General features: G+C 60.0%; 13 protein-coding genes. 2 read left to right on the top strand and 11 right to left on the bottom strand.

The features are described 5' to 3' along the window. Positions 1–41: 41 nt before the first annotated feature. Together AB4Y31_RS24925 and AB4Y31_RS24920 are read right to left on the bottom strand one after the other, a co-directional pair. Entirely contained in the window at positions 42–821 is a 780-nt protein-coding gene (locus AB4Y31_RS24925; RefSeq protein ID WP_368676321.1) for an alpha/beta fold hydrolase, read from the bottom strand. Next, a complete protein-coding gene (locus AB4Y31_RS24920; RefSeq protein ID WP_368676320.1) occupies positions 818–1,858 on the bottom strand; it encodes a M14 family zinc carboxypeptidase in 1,041 nt (346 codons plus the stop codon). Before AB4Y31_RS24920 ends, AB4Y31_RS24925 begins: the two co-directional genes overlap by 4 nt. 264 nt (positions 1,859–2,122) lie before the next feature. Between AB4Y31_RS24920 and AB4Y31_RS24915 the strand changes: the two genes are divergently transcribed. Continuing rightward, a complete protein-coding gene (locus AB4Y31_RS24915; RefSeq protein WP_368676319.1) occupies positions 2,123–3,646 on the top strand; it encodes a tetratricopeptide repeat protein in 1,524 nt (507 codons plus the stop codon). 94 nt (positions 3,647–3,740) lie between these two features. Here the strand turns inward: AB4Y31_RS24915 and AB4Y31_RS24910 are convergent, their stop codons facing one another. Continuing rightward, positions 3,741–3,947: a hypothetical protein gene (locus AB4Y31_RS24910; RefSeq protein WP_368676318.1), complete on the bottom strand. Its 207-nt coding sequence runs from the start codon at positions 3,945–3,947 to the stop codon at positions 3,741–3,743. Positions 3,948–4,001: 54 nt separating this feature from the next. Continuing rightward, a complete protein-coding gene (locus tag AB4Y31_RS24905) occupies positions 4,002–4,199 on the bottom strand; it encodes an addiction module antidote protein (RefSeq protein WP_368676317.1) in 198 nt (65 codons plus the stop codon). Positions 4,200–4,784: 585 nt separating this feature from the next. On the opposite strand from AB4Y31_RS24905, the gene AB4Y31_RS24900 reads away from it, so the two are divergent. Further along, on the top strand, positions 4,785–6,239 hold the full coding sequence (locus AB4Y31_RS24900; RefSeq protein WP_368676316.1) for a hypothetical protein: 1,455 nt from the start codon (positions 4,785–4,787) through the stop codon (positions 6,237–6,239). Positions 6,240–6,475: 236 nt separating this feature from the next. Here AB4Y31_RS24900 and AB4Y31_RS24895 read toward each other — a convergent pair whose 3' ends face one another. The 7 genes from AB4Y31_RS24895 to AB4Y31_RS24865 all read right to left on the bottom strand — a co-directional run bounded on the left by AB4Y31_RS24895 (position 6,476) and on the right by AB4Y31_RS24865 (position 19,650). Next, positions 6,476–6,940, bottom strand: coding sequence for a hypothetical protein (locus tag AB4Y31_RS24895; protein ID WP_368676315.1), 465 nt, complete (start codon positions 6,938–6,940; stop codon positions 6,476–6,478). A 162-nt stretch (positions 6,941–7,102) separates the two neighbouring features. After that, positions 7,103–7,381, bottom strand: a complete 279-nt coding sequence (locus tag AB4Y31_RS24890; RefSeq protein WP_368676314.1) for a hypothetical protein — start codon at positions 7,379–7,381, stop codon at positions 7,103–7,105. A gap of 125 nt (positions 7,382–7,506) precedes the next feature. Beyond that, positions 7,507–7,629 (bottom strand): hypothetical protein, encoded by a 123-nt coding sequence (locus AB4Y31_RS24885; protein WP_368676313.1) that lies wholly within the window; start codon positions 7,627–7,629, stop codon positions 7,507–7,509. Between the two features lie 55 nt (positions 7,630–7,684). Next, complete coding sequence (locus tag AB4Y31_RS24880; protein WP_368676312.1) at positions 7,685–8,149, bottom strand: hypothetical protein; 465 nt, start codon at positions 8,147–8,149, stop codon at positions 7,685–7,687. Positions 8,150–8,480: 331 nt separating this feature from the next. Beyond that, positions 8,481–9,086 (bottom strand): hypothetical protein, encoded by a 606-nt coding sequence (locus tag AB4Y31_RS24875; RefSeq protein ID WP_368676311.1) that lies wholly within the window; start codon positions 9,084–9,086, stop codon positions 8,481–8,483. Between the two features lie 9 nt (positions 9,087–9,095). Then, positions 9,096–9,620 (bottom strand): Imm42 family immunity protein, encoded by a 525-nt coding sequence (locus AB4Y31_RS24870; protein ID WP_181322033.1) that lies wholly within the window; start codon positions 9,618–9,620, stop codon positions 9,096–9,098. Positions 9,621–10,935: 1,315 nt separating this feature from the next. Beyond that, positions 10,936–19,650: a hemagglutinin repeat-containing protein gene (locus tag AB4Y31_RS24865; RefSeq protein ID WP_368676310.1), complete on the bottom strand. Its 8,715-nt coding sequence runs from the start codon at positions 19,648–19,650 to the stop codon at positions 10,936–10,938. Positions 19,651–19,691 lie beyond the last annotated feature (41 nt).

Here is a 19,691-nt window from a genome sequence, read left to right as displayed (position 1 = left end):
ACCGCAGCTACCGGCAAATGCCGGCGCCTCCGCCTGCCTGGTCAGCCGCGGCTGGCCGCATTCTCTGCGGTTAGCGCGGCGGCCCAGCCCGCGATCGAACTCGCAAGCCATACCGGGTCGTCATGAGGCAGGTCGTGCCCTGCCCACGGGTGCTGCCGGTGCTGCGCATGCCAGACGTCCGCGATTGCCGAAGAGCATCCCGGATGCACGAGCGCGTCGCGCTGCGACGACAGCACGAGGACCGGGCATTGCGGCGGTGCGGCATTCGCCTTGAAGCGCGCCGCCGACCAAAGCTGACGTAATGCATTTGCGCGGCTGACGGGCGCGCTTCGATAGACGGCGATCCATTTGGCCAGATCGGTATCGCGCATGTCGCGCCGATTGCAAGTGAGATGGTGGATCGCCGTTTCGGCATCCCGCCGGCTGCGCCAGTTCAGCGCCGCGCACAGCAGCTCCGGGAGCGCGCGCGGCTGCAGGCGCATGAAAGGCCGATTGAACGGCCGCATGCTCGTATTGATCAGGACGAGGCGCTCGATCTCGCTCGGCTCGCGTTGCGCCCATGCCAGCGCGACCATCGCGCCGAGCGAAAGCGCGACCACGCGAAACGGCGGCGCATAGCCGCGCGAATGCAGATCGGCACGAACGAAGTCCACGAGCGCCGGCACATTCGCGGGCGAGCGAACCCGCCAATGCACGCCGGTCCCGGGCAGATCCGCGGAAACGATGTCCCCTTCGAGACCGCGTGCGCGCAGTTGCTCGGCCATGTCGGCCCAATGCCGCGCCTCGCGAGTCAAACCGCGCAGCAAGACCCATGTCGTCACTGCCTGTGCCTCCGGTACCAGTGCTCGATCGCTCGCGTCATCAACTGCTGCCGGCCGATACCTTGCGGTAACCAGCGCTCGCCCGCATACGCCACGCGCGCAAGGAAATCGAACAGCGTCGCATGCCGCCGCAAGACTCGCTCGGTGCGGTGCGCCTTGATCGGATTGAAGATGCCCTCGCGCTTCAAGATTTGAAGCGGGTTCTCCTTGATCCAGAGCCACGAGCCGAGCTCGAGCGTCAGCGGCAAGAAAACCGACGGGGCGCGAACACGGTCATAAGCGTAGTCCCAAAGGTCGCCATGAGCGAGGTATTGCAGACTCTGCGGCTCGAAAAGATAGCCGTGGTGGGGGTAAGCGCCTTCGAGCATCGCCTTCAGCGCGTACATCTCGGGCAGATGCGCGATATGCCTCGTCGACTTCGCATAGGGAAACCAGATGCTGTCGCGAAAGCCGTAACCGGAGTGGCAGTCGAGCGCGAAGCTGAGCGGCCGCGACATCAACTCCTCTTCGACGACGCGTATCATCAATGCCGCCTCCACTTCCATCGGTGCGCCGCGCCTGCCGCGATACCAGGGAAGCCAGGGGCCGATGCGTTGCCCGCCTGCGAGAAACGGAACGCGGCCTTCCGCGCTTTGCGGCGCGTTTCGCATCAAATCAACCCCGTTCGGATTCGAACGTGTCATAGCCCACATACCGCCCGGATTGACGATCGGCATGAAGACGAGCCGGACCGACTGAAGCTGTTGCTGCAGCAGCTGGTCCCATTCGAGACGACACAACAGCACACGCATATAGTCCAGCAGTAACTGCGTGCCGATTCGCTCGAGGCCATGAATGCCGGCGAAAAAACCGATGGCGGGCGCGCGCGGATCAGACGAGCCGAGCGTGGCCACGTAGACGGCGAACGAGCGCTCGCCGGCTTTCACTTCACCGACGACATTGATGGTCATGCGCGGGCTTGCCGCTTCGAGGATCGCCTTGAGGTTTTCATATTCGACGAAGGAGGCTTCAGGCAGAGGCGTGAGGATAGCGGTCATCTTCAAAGACCCGCGAGAAAGAGCGAAAGGCGGCTGGCGCGCCACGGATGATGCAATCAATATAGGTGCTATTTATAGTGGGAAGACGCCGATTTTTCGATTTTTGCGCGGCTTCCCGTATCGCATGGGAGCCAGCCCGGCGTCGCGCCGCTGCGCTTTTGTATGAGTTTTATGGATACCGCCTCCGAACCGGCTTGACACGCTCGTTCTCGTCGGCCACGCTTCGTGTCGCCATGTGAACCCGCCGGTTAAAAACGAAAATCGATGAGCATTGGACCGCAGCCTGCCTTGACCCGCGCCGACCGATATCAGGCGGCGCTTGCGTTGTATGCGAACGGCAGATTCCTCGACGCATTGACCATACTGCTGCCGCTCCTCGAACCTGGTGAGCCGGACAAAGCGACAGTGGCGGAGGCGCTCAACCTCGCGGCGGCCTGCTCGCTCAGTCTCGACAGGAAGACCGACGCGGAAATGTACTGGCGGCAGGCCATACGACTGAAGCCGGATTACGACCAGGCCCACTACAACCTCGGGGTGTTGCTCCATGGAATCGGGCGCTGGGACGAAGCCGAGTCTTCCTACCGGCAGGCGTTAACAATCCGCCCCGATTACCTCGATGCCCGCCATAACCTTTGCGCGCTGCTGAAGACACGCGATCGCCTATTGGACGCGGAAGCGGTGTGCCGCGAGGCGCTCGTTGTTCTACCTGACAGCGCCGTCATTCACCACGATCTTGGTACGGTACTGATGGACCTCGGTCGTTTGCACGAGGCTGAAGCGGCCTATCGGCAGGCGTTGGCGACGCAGCCGGGATACGCCGACGCCCGAGGCAAGTTGGGCACGTTGCTGCTCGCCACCGGCCGCTTTGCCGAGGGTTGGCCGCTCTACGAAGCTCGCTACGATAAGACGCTGACCTATCGCACGTCGTTCGCTCCGGAGTTCACTTATCCGCAGTGGCGAGGCGAATCGCTCGAGGGTAAGGCAGTGCTCGTCTGGCAGGAACAAGGTTTCGGCGACATGATCCAATTTGGCCGCTATCTCGCGTTACTGAAAGCGCGGGGGGCGGCGTGGATCACGCTGGCATGTGCTCCCGTGCTTCACGGGCTATTTAACAGGCTTGCGTATCTCGACGCGGTTGTCGACGCCCAATCAGAGCTTGCGCGTGCGGAATATGACTTCTGGACGCTTCCGCTCAGTATTCCGTTTCGATTGGGCACGACGGTGGAGTCGATCCCCTCCGCTGTTTATCTGAAGCCGTCCGCCGAGCTCGTTGCAAAGTGGCGGGAGCGGCTCGCGCCGCTGACAGGTTTGCGCGTGGGTCTGGTGTGGAAGGGTCACCCTGGACATGGCAACGACGCCCACCGCTCTTTGCCGTCGCTCGAAACGCTTGCGCCGCTGTTGAGCCTGCCCGGCGTCAGCTTTGTGAGTCTGCAGAAAGGGCAAGGCGAAAATGAGCTGCAGTCGCTGGGTGCGTATCGGCGCGTTCTCGATCTCGCTGGCGATATTCACGACTTCGCCGATAGTGCGGCGGTGATCGCGCAACTCGACCTGGTCGTCTGCGTCGACACAGCGGTCGCGCATCTCGCGGGCGGGCTCGGCAAGCCGTGCTGGGTGCTGTTGCCGGCTACGGGGACCGATTGGCGCTGGATGCGCGAGCGCACGGATTCGCCCTGGTATCCGGGGACAACACGGTTATTTAGGCAATCGCGTGCGGGGGATTGGGTTTCCGTGGTTGAGGATGTCGCGAAGGCTTGCGCGGAGACTGTTGCGTCAATGGGGCGTCGGTAGGTCGCGGCGGGCGACACTTTTAGGCGCTATTACCGAATAGCGCCGATTCGCCACTTGCTGAGGGATTCACGACGGTTACCGGCGAGATGAAGAACTAGGCCAGCGGGCCGCACGAACCCTCTTCGTCACAGCTTGGCGCCCCACGGCTCGTGAGTTGCTCCTTAAGTGCAAGCGCTTGACTCATGAGGGCCCGCGACTGCTCCTGGTACAGCCGCGCCTCCTCGGGCGCAAAGTCCAGTTCGGCAAACAAGTTCGCGCCCGGCTTCGTCACACGGCGGACGCGCGTGTCTACTTTGCTCATTTCTGCCTTTTCCTTTCTCGCACAACGGCACGGTGACGGGTCGCAGCAATCTCGCTATCCCTGCAGTTGCCCACGCGTGAGCCCCGTTTGCTCCGCAATCTGCGCCATCCCCTTCGCACGGACCAACACCTCAAGCGCATGCGCGATGTAGGCCGCATCGTTCGTCTCGAACGCCTCAGCCATGAACACTGCCATCGCTTCCTCACTGCCTAGGTCCTCGGCAGGGTCAAAGGTCGTTAGCTTTTCGCTCATCTCACTCTCTCCACTCATTTGCCAGGCGCTTCGCCGCCTCAATGTCTGTCGCTTGCGTGCTGCGGCAGACGCTTTTCCACCCGCAGCATGTCGATATCGGCCTCCGCGCACTAACCAACGGAAGCACGCCTTCAACGGCACGGGCCGCGTATATTGGCTGCGCCCCGTCGGCGCCTCGCCGCTTTTCCTGCAATATCAGAACAAGTAACGCTGAGGCGTGCGGCCTTTGGCACCGTGAGGCGAACGGCGTTTTGAACAACGTCGTTGTGCACCGGGCCAGCGCGGCCACGCCGATAGCTCTTGATGCATCGATCGCAGGCAAGACCTAGCGAACCCTCAAGTTCCAGACGAACTTGCCGACAGTATCGTTGATGTTGACGGTAGGTGGGCCGGAGCGGCCACATGGAGAGCCACCTGGTATCTGGACGTTTAGCGAACGTTGTTCGGAACCCGATTGAACGTTTGTGGAACGGTCAGCAAATGGCTCCTAAAGGCGATTCCGAAACGCTTCGACACTCACTCAATTGGAAATGATCACCGCGCCGTCTATGACGGTCGGTAAGTCGCTTGACCGAGACGAAGAATATGTATTCAAAGAAGATCACCACACTAAGTATTGCCATAACCCTGGCTTCGATTCTTGGCCTTGCGGGCTGCGCGCACCGACATCCGCCGACGGATAGCACCGTCAGCCAAAAACGCAAGGCGCACAGATCAAAGGCGGTAGCAGCGAGCCCTGACCATGCTGCTGACGACGCCAAGCTAGTATTCAAATCGAGCGGAATGCCGATGCAGGTGATGTACTGGACGAGCACTGCAGAGCAGGCTTGTCAAGGGTTCCAACCTGTCGGCCGGGTTTTCGACAGCGGCAGAGGTACCCTCCTGCCCTCGATCGCCCGCTGGACGGAAGGCGCCAACAAAGCTTTCTATAAAGCCGAGACCTCGCGCCTGCGGTATGTCAAGCCTGGCGTGACGATCCAGGTAAAAGGCCTGTCGGGATCAGAGAGCCACGACCCCCGTTACTTCTCATGCGGCCCGATCGTGACGACGTTCACGCCCGAAAAGGGACGGAGCTACGAAGTTGACTTCGCCTTTCAGGGCACGAAGAGTTGTTCACAACGCGTCGCCGATGTCACGGACCCGGACCACCCAGCGCCGATCGGGCAAGTAGTCACGTGCGGCCGTCTGTCGCAAATCGCCGATTTGGGAAACGTCAAAGAGAATTACTTGAAGACCTTCCATGAGCAAGTGCTCGAAGAGTCGCGAAAAAAAGAGGCAGCGGCGGCATCGAATTCGGAAAAGGCCTTTGCCATGCAGCACGAAGCTTCGGCACTGGATTCTCTCGGCCGATCCGATGAGGCACTCGCGATCATCGACCAAGCCCTGAAACTCATCGATCCCTCCAAAAACAAGGATCTGGTTGCGACCAAGGCGGGCATCCTTTTCTCACTTAACGATCCGCAGTCGGCATTGACGCTGTTGGCCCCGGAAATTGAAGAGACGCGCAAGCTTGCCGATGGCAAGCCTCAATCCGAGCGGATGGCCGTGTTGGGCACATACACAGAGGGGTTCATTACGGCCACGTTCGCTCATATCCAACTGGAGCAGTGGCAAGCTGCCATCGGTACGCTCGCCGATGCCGAGTCTCCGCTCGAGGGGCCGAGGTTCTACGCCTATAGAAGCCTAATGTATCGCTACATCATGTCGAGGGCTCAAAACCCATCATTGGCGAACGCGCGGCTCGAGCAGGACGCGACGTATTACACCGAGCATGACAAGAGTCATTACGGCGCATTGCTTCGTATGTGGCAGGGAACGGACTCGACCCTGGAGGCCATCGAGGAAGCCGATGCCGTTATCGCCGGAATGTCCGGGACCGACAGGCAAGAAGCGCTCGGCGAGGAGTTGTTCTACTTGGGAGCGCATGCGAAGTTCGTGAACGGCAAGCCGGCCGGCGGACACGATCTCCTGGAGGACCTCAATAAGCTCGCTCCCTATGGAAGCATCGAATGGATCTACGGAAAGCGGGTGCTCGAATAAGTTGCCAAGGAAAAGCACCCGGGGCAAGCGCGATGCGGTAACTCATCGCGCCTTAACGTATTCGGCGGCCACGCGAGCGCGGACATGGTCGGCAGTGACAGCGCGAGAAGCTCTGCCTTCAACGCATCGTAAGCCGAACCGACCGCTACATTTTCTACAGCAAGGCTCCATAGTCCCGATCGTCCCGATTTTGCTCGTCTGCCGCTGCGTGCTGTGCTCATCAACCCTCTGGCTCACTATGCATCGATTGAATTGAATTCAATCGATGCAATAAGATCCGAAAAGCAAACTTCACCAGTACCGTCGCTGCAGTGGAGAGTAAGATTGCGGCCAGTCTGCTCTACAAGCATTCCTGAATTACCGGTCCATGCGTGCATCACATCATCAACCGACCAAACATTCCATATTTTAATTGCGGCATCCTTCGCGGTTGGGACTAACAGCGTCACATCATCCGGACTGTTGTCAGCCCACAGCACGATGTCAGAGAGGGTCTGCTTATTCACCTCGAAGCTACCCGGCTGAATCTTGAAGCGCAGACCTTGCGTAGGCGCTGGCTTATCAGCTTCCCTTGTTATCCGGACTAGCAGCCGCCCAGCTGCAACGCTTGCTTCATATATCGCGAAGACTGTCTCGTTGCCGACTCGGATGGGCCGACCTTTGGATTGCTGGAACCGGTTAGCAAGCGTTTCTGTCATCATTTCAGTAACCTGGTCGTTTGTATGGATCGACCGTAGCATGATCCTGCGGCCTACGTAACAGGCAGGCAGCAGCCGTCAGCCTTTCTCCTCGGCAGAGTCTCCGTTCGCCGCAGCGTGGATCGCCTGTTTTTTCGGTTTTATGCAACTGCCGATCGTAGAGATTCACTTCGCTTTAAAGAATCCGTACATATCTTGTCCGGTCAATTCATTCGCTTTGCGCAGGAGATTCTCAAGTGCATCATAGTCTGCACCAAAGTCATTTTTTTTCACTGCCAGCCCCATACAGTCCGATCGGAGTCGAGCGGTCAGTTCACACAGAGCAGCGATGATCTCATCGCGGTCGCACTCCGATTCTTGTAACGCATCACGACCAATGGAATAAGCCTTCTCATAGCCTCCAACACTAATATTCACCCGTATAAGGTCCGATATTTCACTCATGCGTGCCTCCAACACTTGAACAATCGCGTCCTCCAACAGCGGGTCAACCGGAACCGTACCCTGCGTCAAGACCGATTTCCCATCGGCGGTCGTCCCAGCATAAACCCATGTAGCCCCAGAGTCGGTCAGCGCCTGATTCCCCACCAGCGTGTCGGGGGCACCAGACACATACCGTCGATCGTCACGCCCATCATCCGCATCTGATCTTCAATCTGCTGCTCGGTGTACTTGCCCCCCGTCTCGGCCAACTTCTTAGCGATCTCCTTGTCGCCCGCGTGCGTTTGCCGATTGTAAAGATCCGCACTAAAAGTCCGCTCCCCTCAACGCCTGTATCGCATTCACGACGTTTTCCGACGACTCAACCGACATGATCGGATCTTCGTAACCCTCTAGGTTGTCGCTAAGCCACGTTTCGGTTGAATGCTTAGCATGAAACTTGACCATCACACTGAACTCAACCGCGCTAACGATGCCCACTAGGCTCACTCCAGGAGCATGTGTAGACCAGGCTTTAAAAACTTGTTCGATAAATCCCACAGACCTCGACAGGGGATCTTTCGCATCATAGTCCTCAACATGCACAGAATTGACGAAGCATTCGTACCCTGTGCAGTCGTCGAATTGTTCCCTTCTGGCGCTCCGTGCTTTTGCGAGAAGATGCACCAAGAAATGACAATTGTCTTTGACGACGAATCCACCATCGACGATAGTCCTCAATGCTATCGGCAGCGTCGCGGCGAGCTCGACGTTTGCGAGAATTCTTTTCATGGCCGTGTTCGTCTTCATTAGCCACCCTCAAGATATTTGGCAAGACCCTTTTGAATTGCTGCGCTAAAGCTCGGATCCTTCAACAATTTGTTGACGGAGTTCGGAGCACCGGGGAAAATAATTTGTTGTTGGATCATACAAATACTTGTTTCCATCATCATCCTGGTAGTGAATCTGCCCCGGACGCCGGCCAGGATTCGGGTTCTCGACGTCGATACGTTCACTTCCATCGCCCTTCCAAATTGTTTTGCAAGCAAACTGGGGGCCGTTAGCACCCAGCATTTCGGAGTTTGTGCCGTCTGTGTTACCGCCGGCCTTCCCTGCATCCCCATTACTTGACAGCGTCGCCGTAGGAGGCATCTGCCCACCAAGACCCGGCGAAGTGTTCGCAGCCTGCCCCGCCGCCGAATCCGCCAACTGAAACCGGCGACGCGTTCGGCCCACCGCCCTCGACTCCCCCGATCGCGCTTAGACCATTCACAATTCCCTGAACCACAAGAGTAATGGGGGATTCTGATATCTTGTTCTGCGCATCGCCCTTCATCAGGTCGACGAACTGATTCGCTGAGTCCGCGCCGCCATTGAAGAAATTCTTCGCTCCGCGTACTACGCCTGGGCCGGTCCAATCCCACGCAGCGCCGAGCTTATCGAGCCCTCCATCGATGGTTGAGTCGTATTTAAACAATCCCGTCGATGCCAGTATTCCCTGTTCCGTCGTATCGCTCGCCCCGCGTTGTTGCGAAGCAAGGGCAGCCGCTTTGGCAGGATTGTCATCCGACATCTGGTCAGCGCAATGGACCATATAACAGCCAGCGTCCTCATATCGCTGCTTCTCGTCTGCGCTCTTCCCTGCCTCCAGCGCATCGAGCGTCTTGCGCTCGTCCTTCTTCGGGTCCTTATCGGTGTGGTACTGCCGATTGTAAAGATCAGACGACAACGTTCCACACTATGAACCACCATCAGATTTGCTATGCGACTCATAGATCAAATCCAAATATTCATAAGCATTTGCGAATACTGTATCGAACTCATGCAAAGATAGGATCGCAGATGTCAGCGAAGAAGTTTCCATATTGAAACACAACAGCTTGGCCGCCTCTGAGCTCTCAACGAGGAATATTTTCCACGAATCAAATACGTCCACAGGAATCCTGACATCCAAGCTTGCCGGCATAAAATCCGGAGTCACGAAATCGTAGAGCTCGTCGCTGGTCTCGTTCAGCGCAGCAGAAATCATTTCGAATGCTTTCCGCTCAGAAAGCTGCATCAACGCGGGGCAATTCCTGCGCCCTCGATCTCCAGCTATGTATTTCATCTGGAACAACACGTCTCGGAGCGACGTACCGGCATCATAGTCTCCTACGACGTTGCCTGCGACCCAATAGCAAATGTGCCCAAACAACCACGCACCACCGCAGTTGTCGTCTATATCAATTTCGATGGAGAAGCGACTTCTTTTGCCGAATTCCATTGTTATTTCCCCCAAATCCTCAACACACTAGGCGGCACTTGAGACGCCGGGACTGTCCCGCTGAAATGCACGGTACCCGCGTTGTCCGAGAAGTAGCGGTAATAGCCTCCTTGTCCTTGCGCGTACCATGTGCCCATCCCTCCCCGAACCGCGCCGTCCTCGTATGCGCTTTGCGCATCGTTCGGCTCAGGCGTCTTTTTCGGGTTGTACAACGGACTGCCCGTATCATGCGCTGGATTCGTTTGATATGGTGGCTTCACCCGGCTATCAACGTTCGATGGGCTATACGGGCTGTCCGGCAGTGCGGGACTGGGCGTACCGGATAAGCTCGATTCATCGTTGCTGCAACTACTCGACACAGTCGCCGTCGGAGGAACGTACCCAGGCGTGCCAATCGTAGGCAGAGGAGCAAGCGTGCACACCGGCCCTTCACACTGCGGGACCAGGACGACCGAGCCGCCAGCCTTGGGCGGATTTCCACCGCTGTTCGCGCTACTCAGATCATCGGCGGGTGCTTGAGCACCCCCGCCCTGCCTAATCTCCGTCAACAACTGCTGACCGAGGTTCGTTGCCCCACGAACTGCCCCCGGCCCCGCCCAATCCCATCCCCTACCGAGCAGATCCAGTCCTCCATCGACTAACGGGTCGTATTTAAACAACCCGGTCGACGCAAGTTGCGCCTGCTCCGTTGTATCCCTCGCCCCTCGCTGTTGCGAGGCCAGCGCAGCCGCTTTGTCAGGATTGTCATCCGACATCTGGTCAGCGCAATGGACCATATAACAGCCAGCGTCCTCATATCGCTGCTTCTCGTCTGCGCTCTTCCCTGCCTCCAGCGCATCGAGCGTCTTGCGTTCGTCCTTCTTCGGGTCCTTATCTGGGTGGTACTGCCGATTGTAAAGATCACTACGCCCCGACACGACCGCCGTTGTCGATGCACCGCTCGCCTAGATGCAGCAAGGCTTTGCAGCCAACTTCGCCCCGACGCACCCCACGTTTCGCATTTTTTTGCCTAGACGCGGTTTGCGCAACGGGATCAAGCGACCACGCGATCGCTCAAGCCCAGCGAGCCGCAGCCCTCAACGTTTCCGCGTGAACAAGGCCGCAATCGTCAACAAAGCCCCCAGTATCGGCGCCAAGATAATCAATCGCTGCACCTGGTCCCATGCGATAACGTGATACCCCCTGCCGTCGCCTGTGAGATAGATCACAAACGGCGCGCCAACGTACACAGCCGCCATGAACAACAACTCTAATCCGAGCGTAAAAACAACGGCTAATCGCATCGCTCGCAAGAGAGCCGATAAATACCTGCCTCTCATTTTGGTTTATTGAACTGGTTAGTGGTTGGCTGCCCTGTAATTTCTTGAGTCAAACTACTCCCTGTCATGCCGAACCAGGATGGAAGAGCGCTAGGTGACACAGGTGCGGAAATGCCCAGGCCGATGTCCTTCCATTGAGGGCGATACCACGGGTTTATGCGCTCGCCCGTCGCACCCTCGACCAACGACCCCACCGGGTAACCTAGTGTGGTACCGACAACCGATCCAATCATACCGCTATTGGGATTTTGACCGCTCAAGCTGGAGCCAAACAACGAGCCTCCTGTGTTGATCAAAAGCGCAGGGACATATCCGAGCCCAGCACCGAACCCGCCTGTCACCCCAGCAAGCGCCACGTCGTTCCAGCCGACTTGTTTCGTTAGCGCGTACTGGATCGCAGCATTAGCTCCAGCACCGATCACTGTGCCGGCAGTAGCAAGCCCTGCCGAAGGCAGTCCACCCATTGCAACACCAAGCCCGGTTATCCCCGCGCCCGCAATCGCCGTACTCACCGGATTGTTCTTGATGTTGCTCGTCACCAAATCGCCATACGTTTGACCAACGAGACCCTGCGAGACGCCCAACTCGTAGGTTACGCCGTTCGACGGAATGTATTGTGCGTTATACCCGTGATTCCAATAATTCGGATCGCTCGACGACGCATTGCACTCCAACATCTGGCAACCAAGAATTGAGCGCAGCTTGTAGTCATGCACACCGCCGTCAGCCAGTTCGGTCTGACCATCCACATTTCGCATCAACTCTGCAGCAATTCGCCCTTCCGCCTCTTCTTCGGTGATGCCGAGTTCCTTCGCTACCAGCTTCGCGTACTTTTTCGCGAGAGCGTACTCATCCGGATGCAACTGCCGGTTGTAAAGATCCGCCGACAATGCGCCATTGGCCCCGCTCATCGCTCCGGAGGAGCCACCCGCCACCCCACCCGCCAGCGCCCCGGCCGCCCCCGAAATGATATTCGACAGCAAATTGCCGCCGAGCGTGTCGCCAAACGCGGACGTCGCCGCCGCCCCCGCATAGTCGCCAGCCACCGTCCCCGCGAGCGCGCCGGCGATATTGCCGCCTCCCATCGCCGCCCCCAGCCCCGCCACCAAACCATGCAGGCCGACACGCGCCGCACCATCGTTGCTCCACAGCGCTGCTTGCAATGACGAGGCATCGTAATTCGCCTGCGCTTGGGCGATTGCGTTCGGATCGCCCGACGCCTGAGCAGCGGTCAGCGCCAAATGGTCCTTCTCCGCCTGGTCGCTTGCCTTCTTCTCCAATCCCTGCGCGACATCCCCCACCACCTGCATCCCGACCTGCCCCGTGAGTTGCTGAATCGACAGATCGTCCTGCACGTTTTGAGCACTGAATGTGTTCTGCACCGAGCCGTTCGCGCTCGCCGGATCGCGGCTCAATCCCGCCGTGCTGTCATGCCCCGTGCCCGCATCCCCACGCACGGTGATCGTGCCGGGACTGACCGCCGCGTACGTCGTTCCCGACGCATCGCCGCTCGTGCCCGCCATGCCGAAGCCGCTTGGCCCCAGCCCTGCCGAATTCGTCGGCCCGGGCGTGTTGCTGCCCGTCTGCACCGGCGTCGTGAATGCCACACCGTTCGGCGTGCTCTTGCCCGCCGCCCCGCTCACGCTGAAGCCCATGCTCGTGCCCGAGTAGCTCGCCGTGTTTTGCAGATTCGTAAAGCCGAACGTCTCGGTCGACAGCGTATTCTTGTCCGCGCTCGCCGTACTCGCGATCACGCCGCCATCCAACTGCGTATGGTTGCCGACCTGCACGTTGAACCCGCCGTTGCCCGCGTAGATGCCGCTTTGCTTGTTGACGGACTGATAGTTGTCCTTGATCGTCTCGTCGCTGGCGCTTGCAGTGCCGCTCACGGTCTGCCCATAGCAAATCGGCGGAATGCACAAGCTCAACTGCACCCCGGCGCTCGACTGGCTGCTCTGATACGTGTTCGTGTCCTGCGGACTCTGGATATTCAGATCCCGGCCGACGTTCGCATCGACGGTATTGCCCGATACCTCGGCCCCGCGCAGGTTCGTGTCTCGGCCGCTCGTCAGCGACAGCGTATTGCCGGCCGTAATCTCCGTGTCACGGTTCGTCGCACTGTTGCCGTTGGCATTGCCCTTCGACACACTCGCACCGATCTCGACCGTAAAGCCGTTCTGCTGTCCGCCGAAGGCCGCGCCTACGCCGATGCTTCCGCCGCTGCTGCTGTTGCTGCTCTTTTGCTGCGTCGTATCGAGCGCGCTCAGCAAATTGATATCACGCGCCGCGTTCAAGGTAACGTTCTGCCCCGTTATCTGCGTGCCGCGCGAATTGATATCGCCATCGAGCGCATTTCCGTTTGCATCTTGCGCCCCACTGCCCGTCGCAATCAGCGTCACGTTGCCGCCAGCCTTCAGCGTACTGCCGTCGTTCGTCACCGAACTGCTTTGCGACTCGCTATGGCTAGACCCGCCCCCAATGCTGACCGTCACCTTGATGGCCGGCTGTGCCCCTTGCGGCGTACCGTTCGACGGGCTAAAGAGCGATTGCGTGGCTTGAGCCCAATTTGTACTTGTAGCCGCCTGTTCTGCTCCATATACCGCCAGCCCCGCCTGCGCCACATCGAGCGCCGCCAAGCGCTTGTTATCGGTCTTGCTCGCCTGCGCCATGGCTTGATTCACCGTTGCGACCGCGTTGCCAATCGCACCACCGAGCGCGAGCGAGACCCCGAATTGGCTCGAGCTCTGACTCATGCTGTTCTGCAACGCGTCGGTACCCGCATCGAGGTTCACGTTCTTGCCGATGAGCGTGAGGTCCTTGCCCGCGGACAAATCGGAGCCTTGAACCGTCAAGTCCTGCTTGGCGTCGAGCGTCACGTTGCCGTTCTGGCTTGCAATCTGGCTACGGATCGTGCTTTGCGTTTGAGCGGCCGAATCCTGCACCGAATGGCTGCTCGCCACACCGATGGTGAACCCTGTTCCCGTACCGTTGCTGCCGAGGCTGCCGACCTGGTGGCTGCTGGATTCCTGATGGCTGGTGCTCGTGTCCGTCCCCGCGAGAACGTTGATCGCGCCCTGGGTCGCAATCAAATCGACGCCTTGCGTGCCGCTGATCCCGGAGCCGACGACGTCGATATCTCCGGTCTTGCTCTTGACCACGACGCTATTGCCAGTCACGACCGTGGCCGTCTGCTGCGTCGAAGAGGAGTTGCCGTTCGAGTTGCTGCTACTCGCGTTATAGGGCGATGAGCTCACCCCTCCGTTATTCGGCCCACCGCTCACCCAGCGAGAGAAATCGCCCGGGGTCGGCGCCGCCAATTGGATTCCCATACTCGAGCTACTCGCATCCATGCTTTGCCGCAACTGATCGGTTGATGCCTGGAAGATCACGTCGCGGTTCGCGCTGAACGAGGCAATGCCGCCCGCTGTCACTGTCGAGCCGGTCACCGTGATATCGCCGTCAACGGAGTTTCCGTTCGCATCCTTGAGCGCACCGCCTGTCGCCACCAACGAGACGTTCCCGCCGCCGCGAATTGTGCTGCCGGCGTTGGTGATGCTCGACATGTCGGTCGTGCTCGAACTGCTGCTGCGTCCGAACGAGACCGAAACGGATGGCAAATCCTGCCCGCTAGCCGCCAACTCGTTCAGTACGCCCTCGCCGCGCTGGAATGCCGTACCCGACGAGTTTGCGTCGCGCAGGTTGCGCACGGTATCGAGCGGGGTGCCCGTGATCGCCATGGAAATTCCGCTCGAATGCGACGTTTGATGATCGTGGGACTGACTCTGATCCTGGCCAGGATCGATCGCGATGTTCTGCGCCTGAATCCCAATATTGCCGGTCGCGCCAGTGGTGTCGGCCGCAGCCTTGCCGGCCACCACATCACTGCCCCCGATGTGCACATCCTTCCCGGCCGAAATGGACACGTTGCCCGCGACGCTGCCGACGGTGCTGCGCGACTGGCTTTCCGTCACTGACGTGCCGTTGTATTGGTCCGTCCGCTCGCTCGATCCATAGCTGATGCCGAGCCCGCCCGTGCCCGAGAAACCCGAGTGCTTGAGATCGTGATATTCGGAGTCCTGATAAGTATTCGTCGCAGCAGTGATGTTGACATTGCCCTTCGCCGCAAGCGCAACGTTGTTCATCCCGACGATATTGCTGCCGGTGACATTGATATCCTTGCCGCTGACGATCGACACGCCATCGGCGGACACGGTACTGCCGTCCGCGAGTGTCGTCGTCTGGTCGACACGATCGACGCCACTGGTAGTGCTGGCAAATCCGCCATGGCTGTACGATTGGTTGACGTTGGAAACGTGAGTTTCCGTCGCCGCGCCGATGTTGACATTGCCTGCCGCCATCAGCAGCGCGTTGCCCTGCGTCAGATCGAGCGTGCTGCCCGTCAGCGTAATGTCCTTGCCCGATACGACGTTGAGGCTCTGCCCGCTTTGCAGCGTCGTGCCGGTGACTTTGTCGTCCGACGTATAAATGTCCTCGGCGTTATGCCGTCCGTGATAATCGACGGAGCTCGTGCCGTGAATCGTCGAAGTCGCCGTCGCTGCCAGCAGGGAGACATCGCCGCCCGCCATGATCGTCCCGCCTCCGCCAAGATTCATCTGCGCTCCGCGAGCCGTCAAATCGCCGCCGATCAATAGCGACGACGCACCGCCCACGCTCAAGCTGCTGCCGGTCAGGCTCCAGATGCTGGTATCCGATGCGCCGCCGGCTCCCGCGACGACCTTCTTTTCGCCCGTTTGCTGGGCACCCATCGTCCAGTTCCCGCCAACGCTCATCGCAAGATTGCCGCCCACCGAAAGCCTGCCGGCGTTCTGCTCGAAGTTGCCTCCGGTCACGATCGCCGCATCGCCTGCCACATCGAGGCTCGCCAATGGCGCGAGCGTAGTCGTCGTTCTCGTTGCGCCAGTCGCGCTGACCTGATTGACCGTCTTCGCGGCCGTATCGAGAATGAGATTGCCGCCCGCTTGCAGCGCAAGGCTTCCCGCCTTCACGGTGGCGGAAGTCAGATCGACGTCGCCCGTCGTCGCCAGCGCCATCTGGCCGCCGCTCGTGAGCGTGCCGTATTTGTTGTCGATGCTTTGACCCGTGATCGTCAGGCTGTTCGTCGCGCTGACCGTGCCGCTGTTCGTGAACGACTGCGTGTTCTGCAGGTCGATGTCGGTCGCGGCAATCGTCGGTCCGTTGCCCATGTTCTGCTGGCTCGCCTTCGCCAGATATACGACGGGCACGAGCACCGACTGGCCATCCACGACCTCCGTCTGCATGATGACGACGTTGCTCGTGAGCTTTGAGACCTGCTCGGCCGAGAGCCCCATGCCGGGCGCAAGATCAAGCTCCTTCGCCAGTTGGGCACCCGATGTCATCAACGCCTGGAATTCCTGCTGCGTGCTCGCATAGTTCGTGAGTACCGATTTCCCCGTCAACGACATGATCTGGTTCTGCACGAGCTGCGCTTCGTAGAACCCGTCACCGAGCCGCTTCTGGATCAGTTGCGGGTTCATGCCGAGCTGCTGGAAGTAGTAGTCGCTCGACATCCATTGGTGCTGATTCGTGAATGCGGAATTGGTCTCGATCAGATACGGCGCATTCTGCGCGGTGTCCCTGTGAAACAAGCCACCTTGCGGCACCGTCAGATTACTGAGCACGTTGACAGCCGTCGCGCCCGCGATGATCGGATCCGTCGTGCCGCTGATGCCGCTGGCAAATTGACCGCCTACAGCCGATTGCGCCGCCGTCGCCCTAGTGGACCCACCGGTGCCGATGCTGCCGACGACGGCACGCGGACCGCCCCCGCCCACACTCTGCCCTGGCAACAGGCCGAGCGGCGTCACCGATGCATTGCCTGCCGTGTTGTTGATGCTGACACCCGTGCCGCTCAGCGTGCCGCCTGCTGTAAAGCTCGATTCGTAGCCCGGCAACGAATAGGTGCGGACATCTGCGGGCGCCGCTTGGTAGCCACCAGGATTCGACGTCACAAACCCGGCATTGCCGAACGGCAACTGCCAGTTGTGTTCCGAATTGTCGTAGTTGTCGTAGTGATACTCGCCCGAGTACGTGACCTGCACGCCGGGCGCCACATTGCCCTTCCAGCTGTCCTGGTCGAGCACGGCAGGCGACGAAATGTTGCCCGCGGCGGCCACCTGGCTCCAGTAGTTCTGGAACGTCCCGACCGATGCTGCGTTCAGATTGCCGCCGACGATGATCTGCGACTGTGGGCTGATCGCCGTCACGAGGTTGGCCAGCGCCTCGCCCGTATAAGTCGTGTACTGGTAGGTGCTGTTCCACTGCCCGCCATGCGGGGGATCGATGGGCATGCCGCCGATCAGCGACGGATCGCCCTTCGTACCCAGGACCTCCGGATTCCCGGGTCCGCATGCGGCCATATAGACGGCGGTGCAGCCCGACAGGCTGATGCCGAACTGGGCCAGCACCGTCGCGTCGACGGGCGAGTTATAGCCACCCGAGGCCGTCATTACGCGCCGCGTATTCGTGACCTCATTCGCCACGAGCTGCATGTCGCCGCCCGATTGGATCAACGCGGACTGATTATGGATGAGGTTGGCGCTCGTGTAGTTGCCGCTTGCATCCTTGCCGCCGGCAAGCACCACGCGACCGAGGCCGTAGATCGCGGTAAGCGCTTGCGTATCCGTGGTGGTCGTGTCGTCGCGGTTCTCGATATCCGGAGCCAACAACTCGAGCGTGCCCGCACTATCCGTCGCGCCGATCAACGCCGTCGTGCCGAGATTCGACAAGGTCTGATAGGCCGTCAGCGATACGCTGCCGCCGACGATCGCGCCGGTGTTGGTCAGTGTGTTCGAATGCGTGCTCAACAGGCCGCCCGCCATCAACGCGCCGCTGTTGTAGATGTTCGCTGCGTTGATGTTGAGGTTATTGACGGCCAGGAATCCACCGCCGTTAGAGAACGTCCCTGGCAAAGTAAACGTCAGATCGTGGCCGGCGCTGAAGCTGAATGCGGGTGACGTGCTGAAATCGCCCTGCAGGTTCAGCGTGAGATCGCCCGCCGCGCTGAAACCGCCGCCCCCTGCCAATGCGCTCGCTCCGATCGATAGATTTCTCGCCGCGCTGATCGCCCCATTGGCATTCGTCACGGTACCGCCGGTCGAAATGCCGATATCACCGCTCGCATTCGCAACGTTACCGATCAACCCACCGCTGTTGTTCAGGTTTCCGGCGTTGATTTGCAAGTTCGCGCCACTGAGCTGACCGCCTTGCGTATTGGTCAGGGACGACGTCGTGATGGTCACGTTGCCGTTCCCGCTGATCAGCCCCATGCCGGCCGCCCCTGCGGCATTGCTGTTCGCGATGTAGCTGGTGCCGGAGACCGTGGTGTTGCCCGTGCCCGCGTTATTGATGGCGCCACCGGTGTTGTCGATCGATCCGGCACTGACAAAGAGCGTACTGGGGTTCCCTCCAGAACCTCCCGCATTGATGCTGCCGGCCGCATTGAACAACGCCCCGCCCGTCGTTGTGGTTAACGCGCTGCTCGAACGCAGCGAGCCGCCCGTATTGTTGAGCACGCCGGCAACTGAGGCGGAAACGAGCCCCTGGCCCGACACCGTGCCCCGAGTGTTGTCAAAACCGCCGACCGTGATGGCGACCTGCCCGTTGCTGCCTATGCTGCCGCCGACGTTCGTCAACGATGCAGAGCCATTGCCCGGGTCGATCGTCAACGTGCCAGTGCCGGCGTGAGTAATCGTGCCGCCGCTGTTGTTCAACGCAGCCGGAGCGAGCGTCAGGTCCTGGCTATTGGTCTGAATCACGCCGCCGTTCGAATTGTCGATGGCGCCGCTGACGCCAACGTCGATCGGGCCAGCACCGAACTGCGTCAACGTGCCGTGCTCATTCGTCAGGTTGGTCGCGGTTAGCGTGAGCTGATCGGCAGTGATTTGCCCGCCGCTGTTGTCCAATTGCGGGACGCTGAGTCCGACCGTGTTCGCGCTGATCGAGCCCGACGCGTTCTTCAACGTGGAAGCGCTCGCGGTCAGGGCCGTCGCGGTCATCGTGCCGCCGCTGTTGTCGAGCGTTCCGGTGACCGTCTCCGTCAGCGAGTCTCCAGCACCGATGCTGCCGCCATTCGTCAACGATGCCGCCCGGATGATCGCATTGTTGCCGGCGCCAATCGTCCCGTGCGCGTTCGTCACCGCCCCGCCCGTCACGACGTTCACGTTCGCGTTGGAAACAAGCGAACCGTTGGTGTCGTTCAACAAGCCTGCGACGGTCGTCGAAAGGTCCGCCTGCGCTGAAACACTGCCCGCCGTGTTGTCGAGACTCCCCGCCGAAATGACGACCTGGCCATTGCCTATGATCTTGCCGGCAATGTCGGTAACGCTCCCCGAGCCGTTGGCCGCATTGATCGTCAGCGTCCCAGCTCCAGCATCCGTGATCGTCCCGCCATTGTTGTTCAGCGTCGCGGGCGCGAGCATCAAGTCGTGGCTGTTGGTCTGAATGATGCCGCCGTTCGAATTGTCGATCGAGTTGCTGACGGCGATGCCGATCGGCCCCGTGCCCAATTGCGTCAGCGAACCATGTCCGTTGACGAGGTTGGTCGCGGTGAGCGTCAATTGATTGGCGACGATCTTGCCGCTGCTGTTGTCCAACTGCGGGATCGACAATGCCGTCGTGGCGCCGCTGATCGTGCCGCCGACGTTCTTCAGCGACGCAGCCCCGGCCGTCAAGGTTGCCGCACTCAGGATCCCGCCGCTGTTATCGAGCGTGC

The sequence above is a fragment of the Trinickia sp. EG282A genome (assembly GCF_040965455.1).
GTDB classification, from domain to species: Bacteria; Pseudomonadota; Gammaproteobacteria; order Burkholderiales; family Burkholderiaceae; genus Trinickia; species Trinickia symbiotica.
This window is presented reverse-complemented; position numbering and strand designations above follow the sequence as displayed.